Source organism: Pseudomonas sp. LBUM1649, assembly GCF_059716155.1.
The window spans coordinates 652,443-677,623 of sequence record NZ_CP166807.1 but is presented as its reverse complement, the minus strand read 5'-3'; the positions used below and the strand labels follow the sequence as shown (position 1 = coordinate 677,623).

Sequence of the window (25,181 nt, the reverse complement as noted above, 5' to 3'; positions counted from 1 at the left end):
TCAACAAAGCCGCCTTCGGGCGGCTTTGTTGTTTCTGGGCATGTCTTGCGAACCACAACACATTCCCTGTGGGAGCGAGCCTGCTCGCGAAGAGGCCAGCACATTCAACATCAATGTTGACTGATACACCGTCTTCGCGAGCAGACTCGCTCCCACAAGGAACTGTGCGCTGAGCATAAGGCCAAGCCACTCCCACAAAACCTTCGCGCTCGCGTAAACTTGCGCGCTTCTCGCAGCCCGCTAGGCTGCAATCAATATTTTTCAAAGGTGCCCGCCATGCCTTGGCTGCAAGTCCGCCTCGCCATCAGCCCAGAACAAGCCGAAACCTACGAAGACGCTTTCCTTGAAGTGGGCGCCGTGTCGGTGACCTTCATGGACGCCGAAGATCAGCCGATCTTCGAGCCCGAACTCAATACCACACCACTGTGGTCCCACACTCACCTGCTGGCGCTGTTCGAAGGTGGCACCGAGCCAGGCCCGGTACTGGCCCACCTTGAGTTGCTGACCGGCAGCCCGCTGCCCGAGCATCACAGCGAAGTGATCGAAGATCAGGACTGGGAACGCAGCTGGATGGACAACTTCCAGCCCATGCGTTTCGGTCAGCGCCTGTGGATTGTGCCGAGCTGGCACGCAGCTCCCGAGCCAGACGCCGTGAACCTGCTGCTGGATCCGGGCCTGGCTTTCGGCACCGGCACTCACCCGACCACCGCGCTGTGCCTGGAATGGCTCGACGGCCAGGACCTGAAGGACTGCAACGTACTGGACTTCGGCTGCGGTTCGGGGATTCTGGCGATTGCCGCGCTGCTGTTGGGCGCCAAACAGGCCGTGGGCACCGACATCGACGTGCAGGCACTGGAAGCCTCCCGTGATAACGCCGGGCGCAACGGCATCGCCGACGAACTGTTCCCGCTGTACCTGCCGGAAGATCTGCCGCAGGTTCAGGCCGATGTGCTGGTGGCCAACATCCTCGCCGGCCCGCTGGTCTCCCTGGCACCGCAACTGTCCGGCCTGGTCAAGTCCGGCGGTCGCCTGGCGCTGTCGGGCATCCTCGCCGAGCAAGGTGATGAAGTGGCCGCAGCCTATGCCAAAGACTTCGATCTGGACCCGATCGCCAATCGCGATGGCTGGGTGCGCATCACTGGCCGTCGGCGCTAGAATGGGCGCCTGCATCTACCGGATCGCCGCATGACCGACAGCTTCGTCACCCAGTGCCCGCATTGCCAAACCAGCTTCCGCGTCAACCATGCTCAATTGAGCGTGGCGCGCGGGGTTGTTCGCTGTGGCTCATGCCTGCAGGTGTTCAACGCCGCCAAGCAACTGCTGGAGCAAGCCGGCAAGGATGCACTCGTGCCGACGCCGGCACCTCGGGAGACCGTCGAACCGCCGCAGCAGCGTGCCATCAGCCAAAAACAATGGAGCGCCGCCGAGCTGGACCTGGACAGTCTCGACCTGGACGAAGAACTCGCCCGGCTTGAACAGCGGGAAATCCAGCCGACCACTGAGTTTGGCCGGCACCGCGAAGACACGCTCAGCGCTCGCCGCGATAGCGCCGAGCACGACGAAACCCCTTGGCCCGACAGCCTGTTCAGCGAATCGGCTGCCGATCGCGCCCAAGCGGCCGACACGCTTGAAACGCTCGATGCGCTCGATGCGCTCGATACACCGCAGCCACTGAGCGAGCCGAGCAAACCTTCGCGCACCGAACCGTCGCTGTCACTGGAACCGGTGGACCTGGACGATGAACCGCAGCCCCTGCAGCTGCGTCTGAACGATCCGCTCGTCCCCCCGGCACATCACGAACGCATGACGGCCACCGCAGAGATCGACGACGACCTGCCTTCGATCGAGCCACTGCGCAAGCGTCGCGAACGCAGCGACCCGGGGGGCCGAGCAGAAGTGCTGCAGGACCTGACCGACGATCCACTGCAACTGGATTGGCAAAAGCGTCGCTCGCCATGGGGTCGCCGGCTGTTCTGGCTGTTGTTGATCCTGCTGGGGGCCGGCGCACTCGTCGGCCAGTACGTCGCCTATCATTTCGACGAGCTGGCACGCCAGGACCAGTACCGCCCTTGGTTCCAGCAACTGTGCCCGCAAATCGGCTGCACAGTGCCCTCAAAGGTCGACATCGCGAAAATCAAGAGCAGCAACCTGGTGGTCCGCAGCCACCCGGAGTTCAGCGGCGCCCTGGTGGTCGATGCGATCATCTACAACCGCGCCCCTTTCTCACAGCCCTTCCCGTTGCTGGAGCTGCGGTTTGCCGACCTCAACGGCCACCTGATCGCCAGCCGCCGCTTCAAACCCGGCGAGTACCTCAACGGCGACCTCGAAGGCAGGGTGGAAATGCCTCCGCAAACGCCAATCCACATCGCCCTGGACATACTCGACCCGGGCGCCAAAGCGGTGAATTACAGCCTGAGTTTCCACTCGCCCGAGTGAAACGATTCACTGATCGGCAATTGACGACGGCTTTCTGACTTTGCCAGCCCGGACCAAACCGCTGGCGATAACAGAATAACTGTTCAGATTTTGTTCAATTCAGCCTTTATCCAGTCATCGAGAGCGGGTATCATGCCAACCCTTTTTCGAACTCTCATGATCCGGCCCCACAACAGGGAAGCCCTATGTCGGCGGTACGCATCGGTCCATACACATTACATAACGGCTTGATTCTCGCCCCGATGGCGGGTGTCACCGACCAACCCTTTCGTCAGCTGTGCAAGCGATTGGGCGCGGGGCTAGTAGTCTCGGAAATGGTCACCAGCGACATGAGTCTGTGGAACACCCGCAAGTCACGTATGCGCATGATCCACGAAGGTGATCCCGAGCCACGCTCGGTACAGATCGCCGGTGGTGACGCACAGATGCTGGCGGATGCAGCCCGGGCCAACGTCGACCTGGGTGCGCAGATTATTGATATCAACATGGGCTGTCCGGCCAAGAAGGTCTGCAACAAGGCTGCAGGCTCGGCACTGTTGAAGGATGAAGCATTGGTAACCGAGATCCTGCAGGCCGTCGTGGCCGCGGTCGATGTGCCGGTTACCCTGAAGATCCGTACCGGCTGGGACCGGGACAACAAGAACGGCCTGACGGTGGCGAAGATCGCCGAACAGGCAGGCATTACGGCGCTGGCGGTGCATGGACGCACCCGTGCTGACCTGTACACCGGCGAAGCCGAGTACGACACCATTGCCGCGATCAAGCAGGCGGTGTCGATGCCGGTCTTCGCCAACGGCGATATCGATTCGCCAGAGAAGGCCCGGTACGTGCTCGACGCGACCGGTGCCGATGGCCTGTTGGTGGGCCGGGCTGCCCAAGGGCGGCCGTGGATTTTTCGCGAGATCGACCATTTCCTGCGTACCGGCGAGAAGCTCCCGGCGCTGGACCTGATCGAGGTGGAACGCATTCTGCTAGAGCATCTGGTTGCGCTGCACGCCTTCTATGGAGACGTGATGGGCGTACGCATTGCTCGAAAGCATGTGGGCTGGTATCTCGCAACCTTGCCGGGCGCCAGGGAGTTTCGCGCCCACTTCAATCGTTTGGATGGTACGGAAGCACAATGCGCCAACGTTCGGGAGTTCTTTGCCGGGCGTTACAAGAGCCTGACAGGGGACGGAGAGTGGGTGGCCGCATGACGATGATGACCGAGACTTTAGTGAGTGGAACCACACCCGTGAGCGACAACGTGAATTTGAAACAGCACCTCAATACGCCAAGCGAAGAAGGCCAGACCCTTCGCGGGAGTGTCGAGAAGGCGCTGCACAATTATTTCGCCCACCTTGAGGGCGCTGCCGTCACGGACGTGTACAACTTGGTGCTCTCCGAAGTCGAGGCCCCCCTGCTCGAGTGCGTGATGAACTACGTCAAGGGCAACCAGACCAAGGCCAGCGAGATGCTCGGACTGAACCGGGGCACGCTGCGCAAGAAACTCAAGCAGTACGATTTGCTGTAAGCATTCAATCAAACCAGAAAGGCGCCCGCGTAAGACCGGTCGCCTTTTTTGCTGACTCCTTTGCTTTTGATGGAAATTGAGATGACCGACCAGACTACCCGCCTGCCGATCCGCCGCGCCTTGATCAGCGTTTCCGACAAGACCGGGATCCTCGAATTCGCCAAGGAGCTTGAAGCCCTGGGTGTTGAGATCCTCTCCACCGGCGGGACGTTCAAGCTGCTGCAGGACAACGGCGTTGCCGCAGTGGAAGTCGCGGATTACACCGGCTTCGCCGAAATGATGGACGGTCGGGTGAAAACCCTGCACCCGAAAATCCACGGCGGGATCCTCGGTCGTCGCGGTATCGACGACGCCATCATGAACGAGCACGGCATCAAGCCGATCGACCTGGTAGCGGTCAACCTGTACCCGTTCGAAGCCACCATCAACAAGCCGGGCTGCGACCTGCCGACCGCCATCGAGAACATCGACATCGGCGGCCCGACCATGGTTCGTTCGGCGGCCAAGAACCACAAAGACGTGGCCATCGTGGTCAACGCCAGTGATTACGCCAGCGTCCTGGAAAACCTCAAGGCCGGCGGCCTGACCTACGCCCAGCGTTTCGACCTGATGCTCAAGGCCTTCGAACACACTGCCGCCTACGACGGCATGATCGCCAACTACATGGGCACCGTGAACCAGGCGGCCGACACCCTCAGCACAGAAGGTCGCAGCGAATTCCCGCGCACCTTCAACAGCCAGTTCATCAAGGCCCAGGAAATGCGCTACGGCGAGAACCCGCACCAGAGCGCGGCGTTCTACGTTGAAGCCAAGCCTGCGGAAGTCGGCATCGCCACCGCGACCCAGCTCCAAGGCAAAGAGCTTTCCTACAACAACGTGGCCGACACCGATGCCGCGCTGGAATGCGTGAAGAGCTTCGTCAAGCCGGCCTGCGTGATCGTCAAGCACGCGAACCCGTGCGGCGTGGCCGTTAGCCCGGACGCCGAAGGCGGCATCCGTAAGGCCTACGACCTGGCCTACGCCACCGATACCGAATCCGCGTTCGGCGGCATCATTGCCTTCAACCGCGAACTGGACGCCGAGACCGCCAAGGCCATCGTCGAGCGTCAGTTCGTCGAAGTGATCATTGCCCCGAGCGTCAGCGAAGAAGCCCGTGCCATCGTCGCTGCCAAAGCCAACGTGCGCCTGCTGGCCTGTGGCGAGTGGTCGGCGGACCGCGCCGCTGCCTGGGACTACAAACGTGTTAACGGTGGCCTGCTGGTGCAGAGCCGCGATATCGGCATGATCGGCGCCGATGACCTGAAAGTCGTGACCAAGCGCGCACCGACCGAACAGGAAATCCACGACCTGATCTTCGCCTGGAAAGTCGCCAAGTACGTCAAGTCCAACGCCATTGTCTACGCCAAGAACCGTCAGACCATCGGTGTCGGCGCGGGTCAGATGAGCCGCGTGAACTCCGCACGTATTGCCGCGATCAAGGCTGAGCATGCCGGTCTGCAGGTACAGGGTGCAGTCATGGCTTCCGACGCATTCTTCCCGTTCCGCGACGGTATCGACAATGCGGCCAATGTCGGCATCACTGCAGTGATCCAGCCTGGTGGCTCGATGCGTGACAATGAAGTGATTGCTGCTGCCGACGAAGCCGGCATCGCCATGGTCTTCACCGGCATGCGCCACTTCCGTCATTGATACATCGATCAACTGTGGGAGCGAGCCTGCTCGCGAAGACGGCGGCACATTCAATAATGATGTGACTGATATACCGCTTTCGCGAGCAGGCTCGCTCCCACAGAAAAGCAGCATCAGCGCTGCATTCAGAATTAGCGTCATCCGAGGTTTTTGAAATGAATGTCTTGATCATTGGCAGCGGTGGCCGCGAACACGCCCTGGCCTGGAAAGTAGCCCAGGACCCACGTGTGCAGAAAGTGTTCGTGGCACCGGGTAACGCCGGCACCGCCATCGAAGCCAAATGCGAGAACGTCGCCATCGACGTGCTGGCCCTTGAGCAACTCGCGGACTTTGCCGAGAAAAACGTTTCCCTGACCATCGTCGGCCCGGAAGTGCCGCTGGTCGCCGGTGTGGTCGATCTGTTCCGCTCCCGTGGCCTGGACTGCTTCGGTCCGACCGCCGGCGCTGCCCAGCTTGAAGGTTCGAAAGCGTTCACCAAGGACTTCCTGGCTCGCCACAAGATCCCGACTGCCGACTACCAGAACTTCACCGAGATCGAGCCAGCCCTGGCTTATCTGCGTGAAAAAGGCGCACCGATCGTGATCAAGGCCGATGGCCTGGCGGCCGGAAAAGGCGTTATCGTTGCCATGACCCTGCGCGACGCGGAAGACGCCGTGCGTGACATGCTGGCAGGCAATGCCTTCGGCGACGCCGGCTCGCGCGTGGTGATCGAAGAGTTCCTCGACGGCGAAGAAGCCAGCTTCATCGTCATGGTCGACGGCAAGAACGTCTTGCCAATGGCTACCAGCCAGGACCACAAGCGCGTCGGCGACGGCGACACCGGCCCGAACACAGGCGGCATGGGTGCCTACTCCCCTGCCCCGGTTGTAACCTGCGAAGTACACCAGCGCGTCATGGACCTGGTGATTTGGCCGACCGTGCGCGGCATGGCCGAGGAAGGCAATGTCTACACGGGTTTCCTGTATGCGGGCCTGATGATCGACAAGGCTGGCAACCCGAAAGTCATCGAATTCAACTGCCGTTTCGGTGACCCCGAGACCCAACCCGTCATGCTGCGTTTGCAGTCGAGCCTGGTATTGCTGGTCGAAGCAGCCCTGGCGCAGGCGCTGGACAAGGTCGAAGCGCAATGGGATCCACGTCCGAGCGTCGGCATCGTCCTGGCGGCAGGCGGCTATCCTGGTGACTACGCCAAGGGTGTAGCCATCAATGGTCTGGATGCAGCCGCGGCACTGGACGGCAAAGTCTTTCACGCCGGTACCGCGCTCAAGGACGGTCAAGTCGTGACCGCTGGTGGGCGAGTGCTTTGCGCCACGGCCATGGGCGCCAGCGTCGATGCGGCCCAACAGCAGGCTTACAAACTGGCAGCCGAAATCGATTGGGAAGGCTGTTTCTATCGCAAGGACATTGGCTACCGCGCCATTGCCCGCGAGCGCGGCGAACAGGAATAAGGCAACATTGCGACAGGCAGGGGCTTGCGACCCTTGCCTGGCTATTCCGGCGCCGCGCATAGTTATATTCTGGCATTAACCTACGAAGGGATTTCGCCGTGCGCTGGCTCAGGATTGCCATAAGTCTAACCGTCACGTTGCTGACCTTGCTCTGCATGCTCCCGGCCCAGGCCGCGCAAGGCAGTGGCTGGGCGGTATTGCTCGACGAACAGGGTGACCTGCAGCTGAGCGACATCCGCTCCGCCCGTTACACCAATCAATTCAGCCCCATCGAACTCGACCACCTCACGGCGGCCGAGCCCGAGGGTGCGTTATGGCTGCGTTTCCGGCTTGCACCGGGCAAGCATGAACAATTGCTGCGGGTGTTCGCGCCCGATCTGTTGCACTTCAACATGTATGTGCTGGACGGCGACAAGCTGATCGAGCAGTCACAGACAGGCAATGAGCAACCCCTGGCGGACCGCCCCTTGCCCAGCAGCGACTTCATGCTGCCGTTACCGCAAAGCGACAAGACCCTGGACGTCTACTTGCGACTGGTTTCCGAACACCAGTTGCGACCCTACATCACCTTGCAATCGGCGGTCATCACCGCCGCCAATCAGAACCAGACGCTGATCTACGGACTGCTGTTGGGCTGCATTGGCATGCTGATCCTGCACAACCTCATCCGCTATGCCTATACACGCTCGACCAGCAGTGTCTGGCTGGCGGTGTGCGAAGCCTTGTTGGGGCTCAGCCTGGTGCTGTTGTTGAACCTGGCGGGACCCTGGATACCGAACTGGCAGGCCGTGCAAACGCCCGGCGCCTACCTGACCTTGCTGCTGACGGCCCCCAGCGGCCTGATGTTTGCCTATCGCTTCTTCAAGCCCCTCGGACCGCATCCGCTGAACAAGCTGATAGTGGGCGACATCCTGTTCATCATGATCTGCAGCCTGCTGCTGTTGTTCGTCAACACGCTGCCGCTCAATATCATCACCTACGCACTGGTCGCCCTGGCCGGCCTGACCATGTTGTTCGTCAGCACCTATCACTGGCAAAAAGGTTATCGCCCGGCACGGCTATTCGTGGCGGCCATGGTGGTGTTCAACCTTGGTACCCTGATCATCCTGCCGGCCTTGCTCGGGCTGACCCTGATCGAACCCCATGACCTGATCACCACCCTGCTGTCGTTCATCTGCATCAGTGGCCTGTTGATGAGCATTGCCCTGAGCGAACGCCAGCGCAGCATCACCGAAGCGCGTTTCAGCATCAGTCGTGACCTGGCGGCCAGTAACGCCGAGATCAATGCCAAGGCCGAGTTCCTGGCTAAGATCAGCCATGAGATCCGCACCCCGATGAATGGCGTGCTGGGCATGACCGAGTTGTTGCTGGGCACGCCGCTGTCGGTCAAGCAGCGCGACTATGTGCAGACCATCCACAGCGCGGGCAACGAACTGCTGACATTGATCAACGAAATTCTCGACATTTCCAAGCTCGAGTCCGGACAGATCGAACTGGACGATGTGCAGTTCGATCTCAACGCACTGATCGAAGACTGCCTGAGCATCTTCCGCGCCAAGGCCGAGCAGCAGAACGTTGAGCTGATCAGCTTCATTCAGCCACAAGTACCGCGCGTCATCAGTGGCGACCCGACGCGCCTGCGCCAGACATTGCTGAGCCTGCTGGAAAACGCCCTGAAGAAAACCGACGAAGGCGAGATCCTGATCGTTGTCGCCCTCGACGAACGCAGCAGCCATCCACGCCTGCGCATCGCCGTGCAGGACAGCGGCGAACCAATGGATGCCGAAGAGCGCGACGCGCTGATGCACGCCGAACTGCACAGCAAGCATTTCCTCTCGACCAACCACCTGGGCGGTAATCTGGGGCTGGTGATCGCCCGTCAGCTTATACGCCTGATGCAAGGCGAATTCGGCATCAAGAGTGGTAACAACCAGGGCAGTACCTTGTGGCTCACGTTGCCGCTGGACCCTGACCGCCTTGAGCATCCAACCTGCGACCTCGATGGCCCGCTACAGGGTGCACGGGTGCTGGTGGTGGATGACAACGACACGTGCCGCAAGGTACTGGTGCAGCAGTGCAGCGCCTGGGGCCTGAACGTGAGCGCCGTATCCTCGGGCAAGGAAGCGTTGGCGCTGTTGCGCACCAAGGCGCACCTGCGTGACTACTTCGACGTGGTCCTGCTGGACCAGAACATGCCCGGCATGACCGGCATGCAACTGGCCGCCAAGATCAAGGAAGACCCGAGCCTGAACCACGACATCCTGCTGATCATGCTGACCGGCATCAGCAATGCGCCGAGCAAGATCATCGCGCGCAACTCGGGGATCAAACGCATCCTTGCCAAACCGGTGGCCGGCTATACCCTCAAGACCACCCTGGCCGACGAACTGACCCAGCGCAACAAAGGGCTGGCGGTGCCGCAGCATCTGCCATCCGGTCCGCCTCTGCCGGTCAAGGTTCCCAGCGATTTCCGCATTCTGGTCGCCGAAGACAACAGTATTTCGACCAAGGTCATCCGCGGCATGCTGGGCAAGCTCAATCTGCAACCGGACACCGCCAGCAATGGCGAAGAAGCCTTGGTGGCAATGAAGGCGCATCGCTACGACCTGGTGCTGATGGACTGCGAAATGCCGATTCTCGACGGCTTTTCGGCGACCCAGCAACTGCGTGCCTGGGAAGTCGGCAATCAGCGCACTCGCACCCCGGTGGTGGCGTTGACCGCGCACATCCTCGCCGAGCATAAGGAGCGTGCACGCCAGGCCGGCATGGATGGGCACATGGCCAAACCGGTCGAGCTCTCGCAGTTGCGCGAATTGATCGAACACTGGGTTGCCCAGCGCGATCAGCAGAACCGCGCGACGACGCCAACGTCCTGAGCCGACAGACCCCGCGGCGCCTGTTAGACTCCCCCTCGACTTCCCTCACCAGTGAGCCTGCCCCATGCTCCACGTGTTGTTCAGCGTTTACCTGAAGATGTTGGTGCTCTATAGCCCGTTCTTCGTATTGTCCTGCTTCATCAGCCTGACCCGCGGTTATTCGCGCAAGGAACAACGTCGACTGGCGTGGAAAGTGGCCATTGCCACGCTGGTCTCCAGCGTCTTGCTGTACCTGTTCGGGCGGGTGATTTTCAGCGTCTTCGGCATCACCGTGGACGCCTTCCGCATCGGTGCCGGCAGCGTGCTGTTCATCTCGGCGTTGGGCATGGCCCAGGGCAAGTCGGCGGTGCAGACCGATAATGTGCAACAGGACGTGACCATAGTCCCGCTGACCATTCCTTTGACGGTCGGCCCCGGGACTATCGGTGCCCTGCTGGTGATGGGCGTCAGCCAGCCGCACTGGGACGACAAACTCACGGCCATTGTCAGTATTGCCCTGGCCAGCTTTACCGTAGGGGTCGTTCTGTACCTGTCCAACCGTATCGAACGCATTCTCGGCGATCAGGGATTGCAGATCGTCAGCCGGTTGATGGGGTTGTTCGTGTGTGCGTTGGCGGCACAGATTATCTTTACCGGGGTGAAGGGGTATTTGGTGCCCTGAATACACAAGGCACCCGCCAGGACCTGCTAAATCGTCAGCCTGGCGATCTCGAGACGTTCAGACTGTCGCCGTGCACCTAGCCACTGCACGGTATCCTCTCTGCACTCGCCATAGATGCCTGCATTGAAACGAGCGGTGTAAAAATATGCGTTCACCATGCCACGCAGATCGCTAAAAGCAAATTCACGCCCAGTGAGAAGCTTGCCGACTGATCCGCGAGTATCAAAAAAAACCGAAGCGCTATTCAAAGATCCACGTTCATTGACCACACCAATGCACGCCCTGATGCGCGTCAGCCCCTTCACATTCAGCGCTGCCTGTTGACGGAAGATCTGCTCCACGTTCAGTTTGTCCGGTAACTCGGCGACCTTATCCAATGCTGCCAGAAAAACAGTCGCCTGTTCACCATTCAGATTGTTTTCAAAGACCGTCGCAAACGCCTCTCTCAACGAAAACGCCTTTTCAGCAATAGATGTAAACGTACCGGTTGTCACGTTTTGCCGATCGGAGATCCAGCCACACTCAAACAAGATACTTTTATAAGCCTCGAGCCAATCCTGGCCGTTCGGATCGTCAGGAAAGTCTTCATCGGCAGCAAGCTGAGTAAAAAGTAAAGTATCAATCACATCTTGTTTCGTGGTGGGCGACAACGCTTTTGATACAGCCAGCACGCAACAGCCATTGATGTAAATCGAATAATCCATATGCCAATATCCTTCGGGCGAACCAGAGGCAACGCCTCTGGCCCAGGCTGACTACTTTTACTTCCTGTGCCGCGCAAATCGTTTGCTCCGCATGTCTTTGCGCCGCAGCCCAAGGACAGACTCAATATCATCTTTTACTTCAGCATAAGCAAAAGGATTAAAGGTGAGAAAGTTTGAACCCTGGTAAATATCAACATTGGCGACTTTGAGATCAAAGAACAAAACTTCGCCGCCAAACTTATTACTTTCATGATTAACAGACGAAAAGGAAATAATAATGAGGCCATTCTTCGCTTGTTCACATGGCAGTATGGCCAGCTTCACACCTTTTGCTGACATGACTTCGTAATTGAACAACTTCACTGTTTCAGGTTCTTTTTCCAAAGCAGTCAATGTGGAGTCTGCCACGGCACTCAGCACCGTTGCACCGGGAATGGCAGCTTTTGCCGCAGCGATACCCGCCTGGACAATAGAGGTAACGACATTTTTCATCGTCCCTGATCCAGACTGCTTGTTGTATTCCACGCTCGCATGGATTGGAACAGCACACCCCATATCCAACATGCAATTGATAAATGCTCGATGCCAGGCAGCGGGATTCGGATCATTTTTAGTTTCGTGATCGGCCTCCAGCTTCGAAAAACTTATGAGGTTTTCGATAATCATCATGTTCTCAAGGGAAATACCATCGCCATAACCGATGAGTGAATTACCCAAAACCAAAGCATCCAGCGCCTTGGTAGGACTCGAAGTAGCCGCGTCGTCAGCAGACGTTAAACTTCTTGCACGAGGGGCGTTAACCAATAGTGCCTTGGCCCTGGCAAGACGCGCCTTACCCAAATCAGTGCAACCCTTGAGAGCGCTTGAATCTTCAAAACTTTCCATATCCAACATTCCTTTAAATTCGTTTACAGCCCTCCTGGGCGTAAAAACGAATCTAACCCACCCCCCTACCGAGCAACAAACCCAATTAAATTTCCATATATGTAAACCCTGCACCAACACGCCAACAGGCGGATTATTCGAGCAAAAGAGCCCGAATAATCCGACCTATACAACTGCGACTTGTTTAGTTGATATCAACCAACTTGTCACCGTAGCTACGCGGCGTGTACACCCACAACGATCCTTGAGGCCGAGGAAACACGCGAGTCGTGGATGAGCCAATCAACACCATGGTTCGCATGTCGACCTGATCCGGCGTCAGTTGACCGAGTGTCGTGACCCGCAACGTCTGACCCGGACGACCGACATCACGTCCCAATACGACCGGAGTGTTTGCAGTGCGATGCAGGGCGACGATTTCCAGCGCTCGCCCCAACTGCCAAGGCCGGGAACGCGAGATCGGGTTATAGAAAGCCATCGCCAGGTCGGCTTGCGCCGCCAGGTCCAGACGCTTCTCGATGATGTCCCACGGTTTGAGATTGTCCGACAGCGACAGTACACAGAAATCATGCCCCAACGGTGCGCCTGCCTGGGCAGCCGTTGCCAGCGATGCCGAAACGCCCGGAAGGATTTCAAGGTCAACGTTGTGCCACGCTGGATCGCGGGACTCATGCAGTGCCTCAAGCACCGCCGCGGCCATGGCAAAGACACCGGGATCCCCGGAAGAGACGACCACTACGCAACGGCCCTGTGCCGCGAGTTCAAAGGCGTGGCGGGCACGTTGCATTTCTTCACGGTTGTCGGTGCAGTGCAGGACCTGATCAGCACGGAACGGCCCCGCCATGCGCACATAGGTTTCGTAACCGAGAACGTCATTGGCACGGGCCAGTTCCGCCTTGACCGCGGGCACCATCAGATCAGCAGCGCCAGGGCCAAGACCGATCACCGCCAGACGACCGCGAGGACGGCCAATCGACAAGGGGTCCAGAGGCTGCTCGGCAACTGCGATGGCAACGGCCTCATCGCCGAACATGGAAACAGGCTGGCCGATGGCGTTGCGCGCCAGCTCACTGACCGCGCCGACATCATTGGCAAAACGCAGCGGCACACCCAGCTCAAGCGCCGCTTCACGCAGCGCCACACTCGACATTTCACTATCGGCGCTTAGCAGACAGGCCACCGATTGCACGGCGATTTTTGCCTGATGCAAAGCCTCGCGAACCGCACTTGGCACATCGGCCACGCCGGCACTGACGGCCACCAACACATTGCGTGGATAAATCAGCAGTTCATTGGCTGCCGGCGTACGCTTGGCATGACCTACGTGGACGGCCAGCCGCGCTTGCGGGTTTTCAGGTAACTGCGCCTGCACCAGCCAAGGTGCCGCGCCTTCGATTCGCACCGTTTCACCGGCGAGTAAATCGCAAACGAAGCGTTTGCCCAGCTCAAGATCACCCAAGGCATAACCGCTGGGCGGGTTCAGCAGGCAGGTACCAAAACGCAATTCGCCACTGGTGGTGATCGCCGCTGACACGTCCAGCGCAGCAGCAATCTCCCGCGCCAGCACGTTCACGCCTCCCAAGCCACCGAGCAGCGGCACCACGGCACTTCCGTCTTCGGCGACGGCGAGCACGGGTGGCTCAGCCCCCTTCTCCAGCAGTAACGGCGCCAGGGTGCGAATGACAATGCCGGCCGCGCACAGGGCGATGATCGGCGTGTCTTGTTGATAAAGCTCACGCAACGTCGCACCGAACTCGTGGTACGTGCGATCGGCACCGACGACCCGTTCGGCGAGACCGTGAATCAAGGCGCCGGGGTACAGCTGTTGAATGCTGCGCGCAGTCGCGAGGCTGCCATTGCCGAGAATGACAATGGCCGGAGCTGGACGACTCATCAGCCTTGCCACCTTTCACCGGGAACGATGATCAGCGAGAAGTAAGGCGACGACATCGGCTCGACCTGATCCAGCGGCACGATCTTCTGGTTGGCCATGGTCGCGCGTTCGACGTACAGCGCACGCTCGGCCAATCCGAGTTCTTCCAGCACCTGACGGACTTTCGGGAAGTTACGTCCCAGCTTCATGATCACCGCCGCATCGGCGTCGGCCAGACGACGTTTGAGATCATCGTGAGGCAGCACGCCAGACAGCACCGACAAGCTCTGATTGCGATACACCAACGGCGCACCCAGTACCGAAGCGCCGCCGAGCATCGAGCATACACCCGGCACCACTTCGGCCTCATAACGCTGCGCCAGCCGATCGTGCAGATACATGTAGGAACCATAGAAAAACGGATCGCCTTCGCAGATCACTGCCACGTCACGCCCAGCATCCAGATGTGCTGCCAGCTCTTCACCGGCCGCATCGTAGAAATCGCTGATCACTTGCTCATAGGACAGCGGTGCCGGCAATGCCTCGGTGGTCACCGGATACACCAGTGGCAGCAAGGTTTGGGCGTCCTGCAAATGCGCTTCGATGATGCCGAAGGCGTTGCCCTTTTTACCCTTGGCGACGAAGTACGCCACCACCGGTGATTCGCGCAGCAGGCGCAGGGCTTTGACGGTAATCAGTTCCGGATCCCCCGGTCCCACGCCAAGGCCGATCAAACGTCCAGGTTGCTGCATCATTCGATCTCCGTGGCGAGGGCATTGACGGCGGCGGCGGCCATGGCGCTACCGCCCAGCCGGCCTTGCATGATAACGAACGGCACGCCGCGACTGTCGGCGGCCAGCGCTGCCTTGGATTCGGCGGCGCCAACGAAGCCCACCGGGAAGCCAAGGATCAGCGCCGGTTTCGGGGCGCCGGCGTCGAGCATTTCGAGCAGATAAAACAGTGCCGTCGGCGCGTTGCCGATCACCACCACACTGCCTTCCAGGTGTGGACGCCACAGCTCCAGCGCGGCAGCGGAACGGGTATTGCCCAATTCACGGGCAAGTTGCGGAACGCTTTCATCACGCAGGGTGCAGATGACTGGGTTGTTCGCTGGCAAGCGCGTGCGGGTTATGCCCTCGGACACCATCCGCGCATCACACAGAATCGGCGCGCCGGCGGCCAGCGCATCGCGCCCGGCCTTACCCGCGCCTGCGGAAAACTGCAGACCGTCGATAGCATTGACCATGCCGCAAGCGTGGATCACACGGACTGCGAGTTTTTCCAGATCGACCGGAATGCGCTCGAGGTTGGCCTCGGCACGAATGATCGCGAAGGAATTGCGATAGATCTCCTGACCGTCGCGGATGTAATCAAGCATCAAGGGGGCTCCGTGAGCGGGCGTCGAGCAAGGCCGCGACCGCTTCAATAGTAAGATTGCGTGCGTGCAGCGCGCCGAAATCCGGCTGCGCGGCATCGCGAAAATAGAGGTCGTAGTGACCAGGGCAAGTCGCCAACAATGTGACGGGCGCCGTGTGTGCGCACGCACAGGAGCGCGGGCAGCCCGACAAGTGAACCTGCACTTGTCCGGATTGAACATGTAGCCGTTCGGCCAGTTGCCGCGCATCGCTCTTGGTATCCGCCAACCCTTTGCCGCAACCGGCCGATCCGGTGCAGGCCACCAGATGGGCCAGGGTCTGATCGGCGTCGACCAGATAACCCAACGCCTGCAATTGTTGACGCAGAGCAGGTGAATCCTCGTTGCGAATATTGGGCAGCAACAGGCTTTGCCAAGGGGTCAGGCGCAGGCTGGCGTCACCAAACGCCTCAGCCAGATGAGCCGCCCCCTTGAGCATCGTCGGGTCCAGCCGCCCCAGGGGCGGCACGGCGCCGACATAGACAAGACCTTCCTGACGCTGCGGATAACTGCCGATGTGCAATCCCGGAGGGGAAGTCGGTCGCTGCCACGGCTCCAATGCAAACAAGGGCACTCGCTCGGCCAGCCGTTGCAGCAGCGAATCAAGCGAATGTTCAGTCAGCAGATGTCGCATCCGGGTCTGATCCGGCCGTGCACGTTCAAGAAACAACTCCAACATCGCCACCACCAAGGCATGCCCGTCACGCAGCAATACCGCTGCCGCCGGCGTCTCGGTGGGGCACCCCGCCAGACCGAAAGCCAGCACTGGCTCGCCGTTTCGCTCAACCGCACTCAGCCAGAGGTCATGGGGATGTTCGAGCATTGCCAAGGCTTCACCGCCATCCAGTTGCAGGGCGAATTTGGCCGATAACTCATGGAAGCGCACATGGGTTTGCAAGCTGTCGAGAATTTCTCGGGCCAAGGGTCTGCTGTCGATCAGCATGTGTCGGTCAATGCCTGCGCTGGGGCTGAGCATCAGATTGCGCACATCATCGCCAGCGACGTTGACAGGCCCCAGCCCGACGGCCAGCAGACTGTCGATCAACGCGCAGGCCTGCTGACCAATCCCGCGAATTTGCAGATTTGCGCGGTTGGTTGCCTCTATCACGCCCCCGGCATATCGTTCGGCGGCATCCGCCACCGCCACAGCCTGATCTGCGCGGATAGCCCCCCCAGCGAGTTTGATCCGGCAAATACCGCCGTCCAGCGCCTGAACGACACGCAACAATCCGGGACAGGCCGATGGGCGCAAGGGACTGGATGTCTGAGGTGAATTCACGGGGATGACCGGCAACGGGACGAAGGGTCGCATTATGCCTGCTTTGCCCGGCGGGATGAAAAAGCTCAAGTGATTGACGACGAAGCGCGCTCGCTCAGAGGTCAACGGTTGCTCCGCTTGAAGTCTGAAACGCCCACCGGCATTTCCGTTTTAAAGACGACTCCCCGTTGCATTTAACAGCAAGTATCAGTTCTCCACGCCAACTTCATTTCAACCGCACACAGGCTGTTGTACTTTCATCAGCAGGAAAAGCACTTCCTCCGATGAAATTTTTATTCAAGGGAACTGAATATGAATAATAGAAACTTCTCCGGCACATTGACCGGCCCCAATCTGCTTTCGTGCATTGAAGAAATGTCACTGGCGGATCATGACGACCTGACCCACTGCACACAGATCGCCACCCAATCCGCCGATATGGTCTGCAGCCGATTTGTCGACTCGACAAAGTGGCTGAATGAGTATGTAACAACGCTGAGCTTCTTGGGCTGGTCTGTCTTTCAAGATGCAATTATTACCCGCACCCGTCACGACGTCTTGAGAAGCGTTGCGGATTTCCTGGTCGAGAGCGCTGAGAAGATGCCCGACAGCCGACAGGGGACCGCAATGATTGACACGCTCGACGCACTAAAACCAGACGCGTCGGCGCGGCTCTCTCTGGACCAGGAAAGTCTACTGGGGCGGCACTTTCAGGTTATCCCCGCCCGCTATGACTCCAAGGGCTTTCTTGAAATTGCGGTTTTCAATCTTGAATTGGTGGCGTCTACAAAAAAAAGCAATTTCCTATACGTCGAATCGGAAGACCGCTCCGCCAAAATCATCCAGCAACGAGCCTATCTCAAACTGGACAAAAGAATACTTGAAACAAAAAGAACACTTATTGATAAAAAACGTCGCGAGATCAGAATGAAGAGATTCGACCTTCTAAGAAACAACCCATAAGATAATCAGAATAAATTCTCATCATTTTGCGGGGCCGCCATCGCCCTTGACCGCGATTTCATCGACTGACGACGGGCGAATGCAATCGACACCACGTTATGATGCTCAACCGCGCCGGCCGAGACGGATTTGAGCGCGGTGATGATTTGGCTTTGGTAGATAAAAGAGGAATGGCATGCCCCCTTGGCTGACAGTGGTAGGCATAGGTGAAGACGGCTTCAAGGGCCTCGGCAAGAACGCTCGACGCGCCCTGCTGGGCGCTTCGCGGATCATTGGCGGTCAGCGGCAACTGGATTTGCTGCCGGTGTGCATTCGTGGCGAACGGCAATTGTGGCCCAGCCCGTTTTCGCTGGCCCCGGTGCTGGAACGGTACGGCGAACCGGTTTGCGTGCTGGCCAGCGGCGACCCGATGTTCTTTGGTGTCGGCGCCAGCCTCGTTCGGCAATTGCCCAGCGATGAAATGCTGATCTTGCCCGCACCGTCTTCCTGCTCACTCGCCGCCGCGCGGATGGGCTGGCCGCTGCAGGATGTAGTGACGCTGTCGGTGGTCGCCCGCCCCATCGCTGCACTTAATGCGCAGTTGTTCAGTGGCGTTCGTTTACTTGTGCTGAGCAATGACGGCCAAAGCCCTGCCGCGATCGCGGCGCTGTTGCGCGAACGCGGGTTCGGGCCGAGCCGCCTGAGCGTACTGGAACATTTGGGTGGTGAGGCCGAGCGACGCATCGACGGTGCCGCCAACGACTGGGCCGACCCGGCTGTCGCCGACTTGAACCTGATCGCCATCGAATGCATCGCAGAAGCAAACACGCCGCGTCTGTCGCGACTGGCCGGTCTGCCGGACTCCGCCTTCAGGCATGACGGCCAACTGACCAAACGCGATGTGCGCGCGATCACGCTCGCTCGCCTGGCACCGGTTCCCGGCGAACTGTTATGGGACGTAGGCGCCGGCAGTGGCTCCATCGGCATCGAATGGATGCGCGCTCATCCGGGTTGCCGCGCGCTGGCCATCGAGGCCGATGAAGGTCGGCAGCTGTTGATCGAGCACAACCGCGACGTACTCGGCGTGCCCGGCCTGCAATTGATTCGCGGCAGTGCGCCGCAGGCCCTGGCCGGACTCGAACGCCCGGACGCGATTTTCATCGGCGGCGGGGTCACCCGTGAAGGCGTGCTCGATACCTGCTGGGGGGCACTGAAACCCGGCGGCCGCCTGGTCGCCAACGCGGTCACACTGCAAAGCGAAATGACCCTGATGGCCTGGCGCGAGCAGCACGGCGGCGAGCTGACGCGTATTCATATCGCCCAGGCGCAACCGCTGGGAGACTTCGACACCTGGCGCCAGGCGTTGCCGATTACCTTGCTGGACGTGGTCAAACCCTTCGATGCGTGACGAAACTGCCGAACAACCTGCCCCATTGCGCAGCGGCCTGACCACGGGCAGCTGCGCCACCGCCACCAGCCTGGCGGCGGCTCGCCTGCTACTCGATGGCACTTCGGCGGATGCCGTGCACATCGTCCTGCCCAAGGGCAAGCAGGTGCAGATGCGCCTGGAATTCTGTCGCCTGATCGACGACGGCGCCGAAGCCGGCACCCTCAAGGACGCCGGGGACGATCCCGACGTGACCCACGGTGCGCTGCTCTACTCTCAGGTGCGCCTTCGCAGTGAGCCGGGTATTGGTTTCAATGCCGGTCGTGGTGTTGGCACGGTCACTCGGCCGGGGCTGGTGCTGGGCGTCGGCGAGCCGGCGATCAATCCGGTACCGCGCAAGATGATCAGCGATCATCTGACGCTGCTCGCCAACGAATTCGGCTACCGCGGCGGTTTCGAGGTTACGGTGAGCGTCGAGGACGGCGAGGCCCTGGCATTGAAGACCATGAACCCGCGCCTGGGCATTCTCGGCGGCCTGTCGATCCTCGGCACCAGCGGCATCGTCCGGCCGTTTTCCTGCGCAGCCTACATCGCCTCGATCCACCAGGGCATCGACGTGGCCAAAACCAACGGCTATCTGCACATCGCCGCGTGTACCGGCAACGCCAGCGAAGACACCATGCGCAGGGTCTACAACCTGCCGGAAATCGCCCTGATCGAAATGGGTGATTTCGTCGGCGCAGTGCTCAAACACCTGCGCAAGGTACCGGTGGAAAAACTCAGCCTGTGCGGCGGCTTCGGCAAGATCAGCAAGCTGGCGGCCGGGCACATGGACTTGCACAGTCGGCATTCGAGCATCGATCTGCCGCAACTGGCCGAATGGGCCGCCGCGGTCGGCGCCGATACGGCGTTGCAGCAAGGCATCCGTGAAGCCAACACCAGTCAACAGGCCCTGGCGATGGCCAGCGCCGCAGGAATCGCCCTCGGCGATGCCGTGTGCCAACACGCCCTGGACTTTGCCCGCAGCGTGGTGCCGGCGCAGGTTCAGGTCGAAGTGTTTGCCATCGATCGCCAGGGCGGGATTGTCGGCCATGCGGGAGCTTTTCAATGAAGCGCATTCTGTTGCTGGGCGGCGTGACCGAGGCCCTGGCGATTGCCCGAACCCTCGGCCCACAACACATCTATAGCTTGGCGGGTATCGGTCGAGTGCCGACGGACTTGAACTGCCAGGTTCGCGTGGGTGGCTATGGCGGAGCCGAAGGCTTGGCGCAGTTCATCCGCAATGAACGGATTGATCTGTTGCTGGATGCGACTCATCCCTACGCCGCCCAGATCAGTCAAAACGCCGCGATCGCAGCTCGGTTGAGCGGCATCGCCTGCTGGGCGCTGCGACGTCCGGCATGGCAACCACAGGCCGGCGATGACTGGCGTGAAGTCAGTGATTGGGCCGAGCTGATCGAAGCGCTGCAACCCTTCCGTCGACCGCTGTTCACCCTAGGTCGCGAGCCCTTGCAACACCTGGACGAAATCCCGCCGGAGAAATTCTGGACCTTGCGCGCGCTGGACGTTTACCCCGGCAATGAACGTTGCGAAGTGATTGGCGCACGCGGACCGTTCCTGATCGACGATGAACGCGCGCTGTTCGAACGTCGGCAGATCGACGTACTGATCAGCAAAAACAGCGGCAGCACGGCCACTGAGCCGAAGCTGGAGGTGGCGCGCGAGCGTGGGGTGCCTGTGCTGGTGTTGAAGCGGCCGGAGTTGCCGGGGGTTGAGCGGGAGTTTCTGTCGCTTGAGGAAACACTTGATGCGTTGGCGGCCTTCGCCCAGTAAGGCAGGATTATCGGCTTGCATGAACAGTAACCTATTTGTTACTTTCAGGACTGCTAGCTCAACGAAATCGGAGATAGAGTCATGGCGCTTACCCGAAGCTACAAACACACCATTGCCGAGCGCGCCCAGCGTGACCCCGAGTTCGCCCAAGCATTGTTGGATGAGGCTGCTACTCTGTTTCTTAATGGCGAACCTGAAATGGCCAGAATCATTTTGCGTGACCTCGTCAACGCCACTGTGGGTTTCGAAGAACTGGCAAAGGAAACAGCGAAGCCCAGCAAAAGCCTTCATCGAATGTTGTCTGCGAAAGGCAACCCAAGCATGGACAATCTGGCTGCGATATTTGCGGTAATTCGCGCTACGCTTGGAGTAGATATGCAAGTACATGCGGTTCGTGCGCACTGACAGCGAGAGAGAAAAGCGACTTTTACTGCGACACCACACCGCACGCGGTGTTTTTACTTATCGGCCCTGATCAGGCTAAATAGCCGCGCCTGATCGCCCACCCACCGGATTTGTCCCATGTCCCGACAACGGCTCGCAATTGCCTGGATCGCCTGCTTCGCAGTGCTGTTCAACATGCTCGCCATGCCGATGTCCGGAGCGATGGCGCAGACGGCGAAGTCGCCAGCCGAGCAATTGTTGTGGGGCAGTTTCTGCTCGTCCAGCGGCACCAGGATGGTGGCGATTTCCCTGGGCGACATCGAGCAAAAAGCCCCGCAAAGCGACGATCATTCCAACATGCAGCATTGCTGGTGCTGCAGCGGCTCCGCGCCACTGGTGGCGTTGCCCGGGCATGCGCCGCACCTGTATTTCGCAAGCTTCGAAGCCAATCGAGCCCTCCCCCCCGCTTCACTCAACACCCCGACACCGCGCCAGCAATGGCCTAGCCTCAATCCCCGTGCCTCCCCTCTGGTGTGATTACTTCTCGCAATTGACCTGCGTTTAGAATCACCTGGAGAACTGCCATGTTGAACAGACTCATCGTTCTGGCCGCGTTGCTGCTGCCTGCCTGCTTTGCCAATGCCCACGAATACAAGGTCGGCGCACTGGAAATCGCTCACCCTTGGTCGCAGGAGCTTCCGCCCAATGCACCAACCGTCGCCGCGTATTTCGTGATCCACAACGCAGGCAATACAGCCGACCGCCTGCTCAGCGTCGACTCGCCGATCTCGGGTGAAGCGCAGTTGCATGAACATGTGATGCAAAACGACCTGATGAAAATGCAGCCGGTACCCAGCGTGGAAATCCCCGCTGGTGGCGAGGTCACGTTTGCACCGATGGCTTACCACGTCATGTTGCTGGGGTTGAAAGACCGCAGCCTGCTCAGCGATGGCAAGCGCTTTCCGCTGACCCTGCACTTCGAGAAGTCCGGTGACGTGACGGTCGAAGTGGCGGTGCAGAAGCAGGCGCCCGAGGCCACGCAAAAGCACGCGCACGTTCAGTAATCCACTGAGCTGAAGCCGCCCATGCGCCCGCCAGGCACCAGGTCATCCCCCCACCGTCATCAGCCATTGAGCCTGACGCGCGGCAGCTGGATCAGCCTGTTCGCCATGTTGATGATCTTTATCGGCCCACTGATTTCTCAGTCGATGCCGATGGATCAGCGCACCTCGATGCCCCTGGACATGAGCATGAACATGTCGATGGACATGAGCATGGACATGTCGGCGATGGAGCACTCGGATCACGCCGCACAACCAACTGCCGAGCATTGCCCGCCAGCGTCTGGGCACCATGCAATCTGGGAAAAATGCGGCTATTGCAGCCTGCTGTTCAACTGCCCGGCGCTCACCGGTGGCGGATCATTCACAGCGTTCGACACCCCGCCCGCCAACACTTTCACCACGCCATCCCCTCGCCTGGGCCATGCCCGGCAAACCTTCTTCCCCGGCGCCCGCACCCGCGCCCCGCCCGTCGTCGCGTAAACACCTACTGCTGATTTCACACGGTCCCTCTTCGCGAGCAAGCTCGCTCCTACTGGCCGTGTCGTTTACGACTGTTCGATGGAAATTGTCATGTCCAGGTTTTCTGCTGTCCCATGCTTGAGCTATGCCCAAGCCTCCCTTGCCCTGAACGAATCCAGCATTCGCTTCAGGCACGCCACCGCCATTCTGTGCGGTGCCTTGCTGGCGCCTTCTGCGCTGGCCGATGAACACGCAGGTCATAGTGAAGAACTGAGCCCGACGGTCATCACCGCCGTTGCCCCGAGTTCGCCACTGACCATCGTCACCAATCCCAAGGACCCGCGCCAACCCGTGCCGGCCAGCGACGGTTCGGACTATCTGAAAACCATCCCGGGCTTCGCCCAGGTGCGCAATGGCGGCACCAACGGCGACCCGGTGCTGCGCGGCATGTTCGGCTCGCGCCTGAACATCCTCACCAATGGCGGCATGATGCTCGGTGCCTGCCCCGGTCGGATGGACGCACCGACCTCGTACATCTCCCCGGAAACCTACGACAAACTGACCGTCATCAAAGGCCCGCAGACCGTGCTTTGGGGACCGGGTGCTTCGGCCGGCACCATCCTGTTCGACCGCGAACCGGAAAGTTTCGGCGAGCTCGGCACGCGGGTGAACGCCAGCGTGCTGGCCGGCTCCAACGGTCGTTTTGACAAATTGGTGGACGCGGCCGCCGGTGGGCCATTGGGTTATGTGCGGGTGATCGGCAACACCGCCCAAGCCGACGACTACAAGGATGGTAACAACGACACCGTGGCATCGCGCTACGACAAATGGAACGGCGACGTCGCGCTCGGCTGGACTCCGGACGCCGATACCCTGCTGGAGCTGACCGCCGGCAAGAGTGACGGCGAGGCGCGTTACGCAGGACGCGGCATGGACGGTTCGCAGTTCAAGCGCGAGAGCCTCGGCCTGCGCTTCGAGAAATCCAACATCGGCGACGTGCTGCAAACCCTTGAGGCGCAGGTCTACTACAACTACGCCGACCATGTGATGGACAACTACACCCTGCGCACGCCGTCCGGCACCGGGATGATGGCCGGCCCCATGGCGTCCAACGTCGACCGTCGCACCCTCGGCGCGCGAGTCAAGGCCACTTGGCGCTGGGCCGATGTGCAGTTGATCAGCGGCATTGACGCGCAGACCAACGAACACCGCCAACGCAGCTCCATGGGCATCAACACCTACAAGGACCTGCCGTACACCAAGGATGCCGACTTTCACAACTATGGAGCGTTCAGCGAACTGACCTGGTACGCAGCTGAGCGTGACCGACTCATCACCGGCGCACGCCTGGACCGCGCTTCGGCCAAGGATTACCGGCAAACCATCGGCTCGGGGATGATGACCCGCCCCAATCCCACCGCCGACGACACCCGCGCCGATACGCTGCCCAGTGGCTTCATCCGCTACGAACACGACCTGGCCGACAGCCCGACCACGCTGTATGCGGGCCTGGGCCACACCCAGCGTTTTCCGGATTACTGGGAACTGTTTTCGCCCAATTCCGGCCCCGCCGGATCGGTGAATGCCTTCGATTCGATCAAGCCCGAGAAAACCACCCAGCTCGACTTCGGCCTGCAATACAAGTCCGAAAACCTCGATGCCTGGGCCTCGGCTTACATCGGCCAGGTGCGCGATTACATCCTGTTCAACTACACGCCAGCCATGATGGGCATGACCTCGCAAGCGCAGAACATCGACGCGCGAATCATGGGTGGCGAACTGGGCGCCGCTTACAAACTCACCGAACACTGGAAAGCCGACGCCACCCTGGCCTACGCCTGGGGCAAGAACAGCAGCGATGGCAGTGCCTTGCCGCAAATGCCGCCGCTGGACGCCCGCTTCGGCTTGACCTACAGCGAAGACAACTGGAGCGGCGGCGCACTGTGGAGAGTGGTTGCCGCGCAAAACCGTATCGACCAGAACAAAGGCAACGTAGTCGGCAAGGACTTCGACAAGACCCCGGGTTTTGCCGTGTTCTCGCTCAACGGTGCCTATCGGATCAACCAGCACTGGAAGGTCAGCAGCGGCGTCGACAACCTGTTCGGCAAGGCCTACGCCGAACACTTGAACCTGGCCGGCAACGCCGGTTTCGGTTACCCGGCCAATGACCCGCAAGCCATCAAGGAACCGGGGCGCACGCTCTGGACCAAGGTGGATATGAGCTTTTAAGAGCATCGCGGGCAAGCCCGCTCCCACATGGACAGTGTTGAACCTGTGGGAGCGAGCTTGCTCGCGATCGGTTGCGAAGCAACCGCAAACAAACAACTAAAAGATCCAGCCAAGCGGAGCACACGT

At 60.1% G+C, this 25,181-nt stretch carries 23 protein-coding genes; 17 read left to right on the top strand and 6 right to left on the bottom strand.

Features of this window, described 5'->3' with window-relative positions; translation table 11 throughout:
- Nucleotides 1-276: 276 nt before the first annotated feature.
- The 8 genes from prmA (at nt 277) to ACA058_RS02940 (ending at nt 10,623) form a co-directional block, all read left to right on the top strand.
- Nucleotides 277-1,155 carry a 50S ribosomal protein L11 methyltransferase gene (gene prmA / locus ACA058_RS02975; protein ID WP_497637777.1) on the top strand — a complete coding sequence of 293 codons (879 nt, stop codon included), beginning with the start codon at nt 277-279 and terminating at the stop codon, nt 1,153-1,155.
- Nucleotides 1,156-1,185: 30 nt separating this feature from the next.
- On the top strand, nt 1,186-2,436 hold the full coding sequence (locus ACA058_RS02970; protein WP_497637776.1) for a DUF3426 domain-containing protein: 1,251 nt from the start codon (nt 1,186-1,188) through the stop codon (nt 2,434-2,436).
- A 185-nt stretch (nt 2,437-2,621) separates the two neighbouring features.
- Nucleotides 2,622-3,632 carry a tRNA dihydrouridine synthase DusB gene (dusB, locus tag ACA058_RS02965; protein WP_497637775.1) on the top strand — a complete coding sequence of 337 codons (1,011 nt, stop codon included), beginning with the start codon at nt 2,622-2,624 and terminating at the stop codon, nt 3,630-3,632.
- A complete protein-coding gene (gene fis, locus ACA058_RS02960) occupies nt 3,629-3,949 on the top strand; it encodes a DNA-binding transcriptional regulator Fis (protein WP_015093301.1) in 321 nt (106 codons plus the stop codon). The genes dusB and fis overlap by 4 nt, the downstream gene beginning before the upstream one ends.
- A gap of 81 nt (nt 3,950-4,030) precedes the next feature.
- Nucleotides 4,031-5,638: a bifunctional phosphoribosylaminoimidazolecarboxamide formyltransferase/IMP cyclohydrolase gene (gene purH, locus ACA058_RS02955; RefSeq protein ID WP_497637774.1), complete on the top strand. Its 1,608-nt coding sequence runs from the start codon at nt 4,031-4,033 to the stop codon at nt 5,636-5,638.
- A 155-nt stretch (nt 5,639-5,793) separates the two neighbouring features.
- Nucleotides 5,794-7,086 (top strand): phosphoribosylamine--glycine ligase, encoded by a 1,293-nt coding sequence (gene purD, locus ACA058_RS02950; RefSeq protein ID WP_497637773.1) that lies wholly within the window; start codon nt 5,794-5,796, stop codon nt 7,084-7,086.
- 98 nt (nt 7,087-7,184) lie between these two features.
- Entirely contained in the window at nt 7,185-9,962 is a 2,778-nt protein-coding gene (locus tag ACA058_RS02945) for a hybrid sensor histidine kinase/response regulator (RefSeq protein WP_497637772.1), read from the top strand.
- Nucleotides 9,963-10,026: 64 nt separating this feature from the next.
- Nucleotides 10,027-10,623 (top strand): MarC family protein, encoded by a 597-nt coding sequence (locus tag ACA058_RS02940; protein ID WP_008058841.1) that lies wholly within the window; start codon nt 10,027-10,029, stop codon nt 10,621-10,623.
- Nucleotides 10,624-10,649: 26 nt separating this feature from the next.
- On the opposite strand, the gene ACA058_RS02935 is transcribed toward ACA058_RS02940, so the two are convergent.
- The 6 genes from ACA058_RS02935 to cobG all read right to left on the bottom strand — a co-directional run bounded on the left by ACA058_RS02935 (nt 10,650) and on the right by cobG (nt 16,811).
- Complete coding sequence (locus ACA058_RS02935) at nt 10,650-11,327, bottom strand: hypothetical protein (RefSeq protein ID WP_497637771.1); 678 nt, start codon at nt 11,325-11,327, stop codon at nt 10,650-10,652.
- A 57-nt stretch (nt 11,328-11,384) separates the two neighbouring features.
- Nucleotides 11,385-12,212 (bottom strand): hypothetical protein, encoded by an 828-nt coding sequence (locus tag ACA058_RS02930; RefSeq protein WP_497637770.1) that lies wholly within the window; start codon nt 12,210-12,212, stop codon nt 11,385-11,387.
- Between the two features lie 184 nt (nt 12,213-12,396).
- A complete protein-coding gene (gene cobJ, locus ACA058_RS02925) occupies nt 12,397-14,106 on the bottom strand; it encodes a precorrin-3B C(17)-methyltransferase (protein WP_497637769.1) in 1,710 nt (569 codons plus the stop codon).
- The gene (locus ACA058_RS02920) at nt 14,106-14,837 is read right to left on the bottom strand and encodes a precorrin-2 C(20)-methyltransferase (protein ID WP_497639852.1); all 732 of its coding nucleotides are present in this window, start codon (nt 14,835-14,837) and stop codon (nt 14,106-14,108) included. Before ACA058_RS02920 ends, cobJ begins: the two co-directional genes overlap by 1 nt.
- Nucleotides 14,837-15,463, bottom strand: coding sequence for a precorrin-8X methylmutase (locus ACA058_RS02915; protein WP_497637768.1), 627 nt, complete (start codon nt 15,461-15,463; stop codon nt 14,837-14,839). The genes ACA058_RS02920 and ACA058_RS02915 overlap by 1 nt, the downstream gene beginning before the upstream one ends.
- On the bottom strand, nt 15,456-16,811 hold the full coding sequence (gene cobG, locus ACA058_RS02910; protein ID WP_497637767.1) for a precorrin-3B synthase: 1,356 nt from the start codon (nt 16,809-16,811) through the stop codon (nt 15,456-15,458). Before cobG ends, ACA058_RS02915 begins: the two co-directional genes overlap by 8 nt.
- A gap of 258 nt (nt 16,812-17,069) precedes the next feature.
- Here cobG and ACA058_RS02905 point away from each other — a divergent pair, with 258 nt between their 5' ends.
- From ACA058_RS02905 to ACA058_RS02865, 9 genes are all read left to right on the top strand, one after another.
- On the top strand, nt 17,070-17,720 hold the full coding sequence (locus tag ACA058_RS02905; protein WP_497637766.1) for a hypothetical protein: 651 nt from the start codon (nt 17,070-17,072) through the stop codon (nt 17,718-17,720).
- Between the two features lie 175 nt (nt 17,721-17,895).
- Entirely contained in the window at nt 17,896-19,107 is a 1,212-nt protein-coding gene (gene cbiE, locus ACA058_RS02900; protein ID WP_497637765.1) for a precorrin-6y C5,15-methyltransferase (decarboxylating) subunit CbiE, read from the top strand.
- Nucleotides 19,100-20,197 carry a cobalt-precorrin-5B (C(1))-methyltransferase gene (locus ACA058_RS02895; RefSeq protein WP_497637764.1) on the top strand — a complete coding sequence of 366 codons (1,098 nt, stop codon included), beginning with the start codon at nt 19,100-19,102 and terminating at the stop codon, nt 20,195-20,197. Before cbiE ends, ACA058_RS02895 begins: the two co-directional genes overlap by 8 nt.
- Nucleotides 20,194-20,919 (top strand): cobalt-precorrin-6A reductase, encoded by a 726-nt coding sequence (locus tag ACA058_RS02890; protein ID WP_497637763.1) that lies wholly within the window; start codon nt 20,194-20,196, stop codon nt 20,917-20,919. The genes ACA058_RS02895 and ACA058_RS02890 overlap by 4 nt, the downstream gene beginning before the upstream one ends.
- 81 nt (nt 20,920-21,000) lie before the next feature.
- Entirely contained in the window at nt 21,001-21,324 is a 324-nt protein-coding gene (locus ACA058_RS02885) for a helix-turn-helix domain-containing transcriptional regulator (RefSeq protein ID WP_131058881.1), read from the top strand.
- 117 nt (nt 21,325-21,441) lie between these two features.
- Nucleotides 21,442-21,840 (top strand): DUF2946 domain-containing protein, encoded by a 399-nt coding sequence (locus ACA058_RS02880; RefSeq protein WP_497637762.1) that lies wholly within the window; start codon nt 21,442-21,444, stop codon nt 21,838-21,840.
- A 47-nt stretch (nt 21,841-21,887) separates the two neighbouring features.
- Nucleotides 21,888-22,367, top strand: coding sequence for a copper chaperone PCu(A)C (locus ACA058_RS02875; protein WP_497637761.1), 480 nt, complete (start codon nt 21,888-21,890; stop codon nt 22,365-22,367).
- Between the two features lie 21 nt (nt 22,368-22,388).
- A complete protein-coding gene (locus tag ACA058_RS02870; protein WP_497637760.1) occupies nt 22,389-22,847 on the top strand; it encodes a DUF2946 domain-containing protein in 459 nt (152 codons plus the stop codon).
- 90 nt (nt 22,848-22,937) lie between these two features.
- Entirely contained in the window at nt 22,938-25,055 is a 2,118-nt protein-coding gene (locus ACA058_RS02865) for a TonB-dependent copper receptor (RefSeq protein WP_497637759.1), read from the top strand.
- The last annotated feature ends 126 nt before the right edge of the window (nt 25,056-25,181 follow it).

What these genes read in the sequence shown, in the direction of transcription:
- prmA (WP_497637777.1), top strand. Translation starts at nt 277, where the DNA reads ATGCCTTGGCTGCAAGTCCGCCTCGCCATCAGCCCAGAACAAGCCGAA.
- ACA058_RS02970 (WP_497637776.1), top strand. Translation starts at nt 1,186, where the DNA reads ATGACCGACAGCTTCGTCACCCAGTGCCCGCATTGCCAAACCAGCTTC.
- dusB (WP_497637775.1), top strand. Translation starts at nt 2,622, where the DNA reads ATGTCGGCGGTACGCATCGGTCCATACACATTACATAACGGCTTGATT.
- fis (WP_015093301.1), top strand. Translation starts at nt 3,629, where the DNA reads ATGACGATGATGACCGAGACTTTAGTGAGTGGAACCACACCCGTGAGC.
- purH (WP_497637774.1), top strand. Translation starts at nt 4,031, where the DNA reads ATGACCGACCAGACTACCCGCCTGCCGATCCGCCGCGCCTTGATCAGC.
- purD (WP_497637773.1), top strand. Translation starts at nt 5,794, where the DNA reads ATGAATGTCTTGATCATTGGCAGCGGTGGCCGCGAACACGCCCTGGCC.
- ACA058_RS02940 (WP_008058841.1), top strand. Translation starts at nt 10,027, where the DNA reads ATGCTCCACGTGTTGTTCAGCGTTTACCTGAAGATGTTGGTGCTCTAT.
- ACA058_RS02935 (WP_497637771.1), bottom strand. Translation starts at nt 11,327, where the DNA reads ATGGATTATTCGATTTACATCAATGGCTGTTGCGTGCTGGCTGTATCA.
- ACA058_RS02930 (WP_497637770.1), bottom strand. Translation starts at nt 12,212, where the DNA reads ATGGAAAGTTTTGAAGATTCAAGCGCTCTCAAGGGTTGCACTGATTTG.
- cobJ (WP_497637769.1), bottom strand. Translation starts at nt 14,106, where the DNA reads ATGAGTCGTCCAGCTCCGGCCATTGTCATTCTCGGCAATGGCAGCCTC.
- ACA058_RS02920 (WP_497639852.1), bottom strand. Translation starts at nt 14,837, where the DNA reads ATGCAGCAACCTGGACGTTTGATCGGCCTTGGCGTGGGACCGGGGGAT.
- ACA058_RS02915 (WP_497637768.1), bottom strand. Translation starts at nt 15,463, where the DNA reads ATGCTTGATTACATCCGCGACGGTCAGGAGATCTATCGCAATTCCTTC.
- cobG (WP_497637767.1), bottom strand. Translation starts at nt 16,811, where the DNA reads ATGCGACCCTTCGTCCCGTTGCCGGTCATCCCCGTGAATTCACCTCAG.
- ACA058_RS02905 (WP_497637766.1), top strand. Translation starts at nt 17,070, where the DNA reads ATGAATAATAGAAACTTCTCCGGCACATTGACCGGCCCCAATCTGCTT.
- cbiE (WP_497637765.1), top strand. Translation starts at nt 17,896, where the DNA reads ATGCCCCCTTGGCTGACAGTGGTAGGCATAGGTGAAGACGGCTTCAAG.
- ACA058_RS02895 (WP_497637764.1), top strand. Translation starts at nt 19,100, where the DNA reads ATGCGTGACGAAACTGCCGAACAACCTGCCCCATTGCGCAGCGGCCTG.
- ACA058_RS02890 (WP_497637763.1), top strand. Translation starts at nt 20,194, where the DNA reads ATGAAGCGCATTCTGTTGCTGGGCGGCGTGACCGAGGCCCTGGCGATT.
- ACA058_RS02885 (WP_131058881.1), top strand. Translation starts at nt 21,001, where the DNA reads ATGGCGCTTACCCGAAGCTACAAACACACCATTGCCGAGCGCGCCCAG.
- ACA058_RS02880 (WP_497637762.1), top strand. Translation starts at nt 21,442, where the DNA reads ATGTCCCGACAACGGCTCGCAATTGCCTGGATCGCCTGCTTCGCAGTG.
- ACA058_RS02875 (WP_497637761.1), top strand. Translation starts at nt 21,888, where the DNA reads ATGTTGAACAGACTCATCGTTCTGGCCGCGTTGCTGCTGCCTGCCTGC.
- ACA058_RS02870 (WP_497637760.1), top strand. Translation starts at nt 22,389, where the DNA reads ATGCGCCCGCCAGGCACCAGGTCATCCCCCCACCGTCATCAGCCATTG.
- ACA058_RS02865 (WP_497637759.1), top strand. Translation starts at nt 22,938, where the DNA reads ATGTCCAGGTTTTCTGCTGTCCCATGCTTGAGCTATGCCCAAGCCTCC.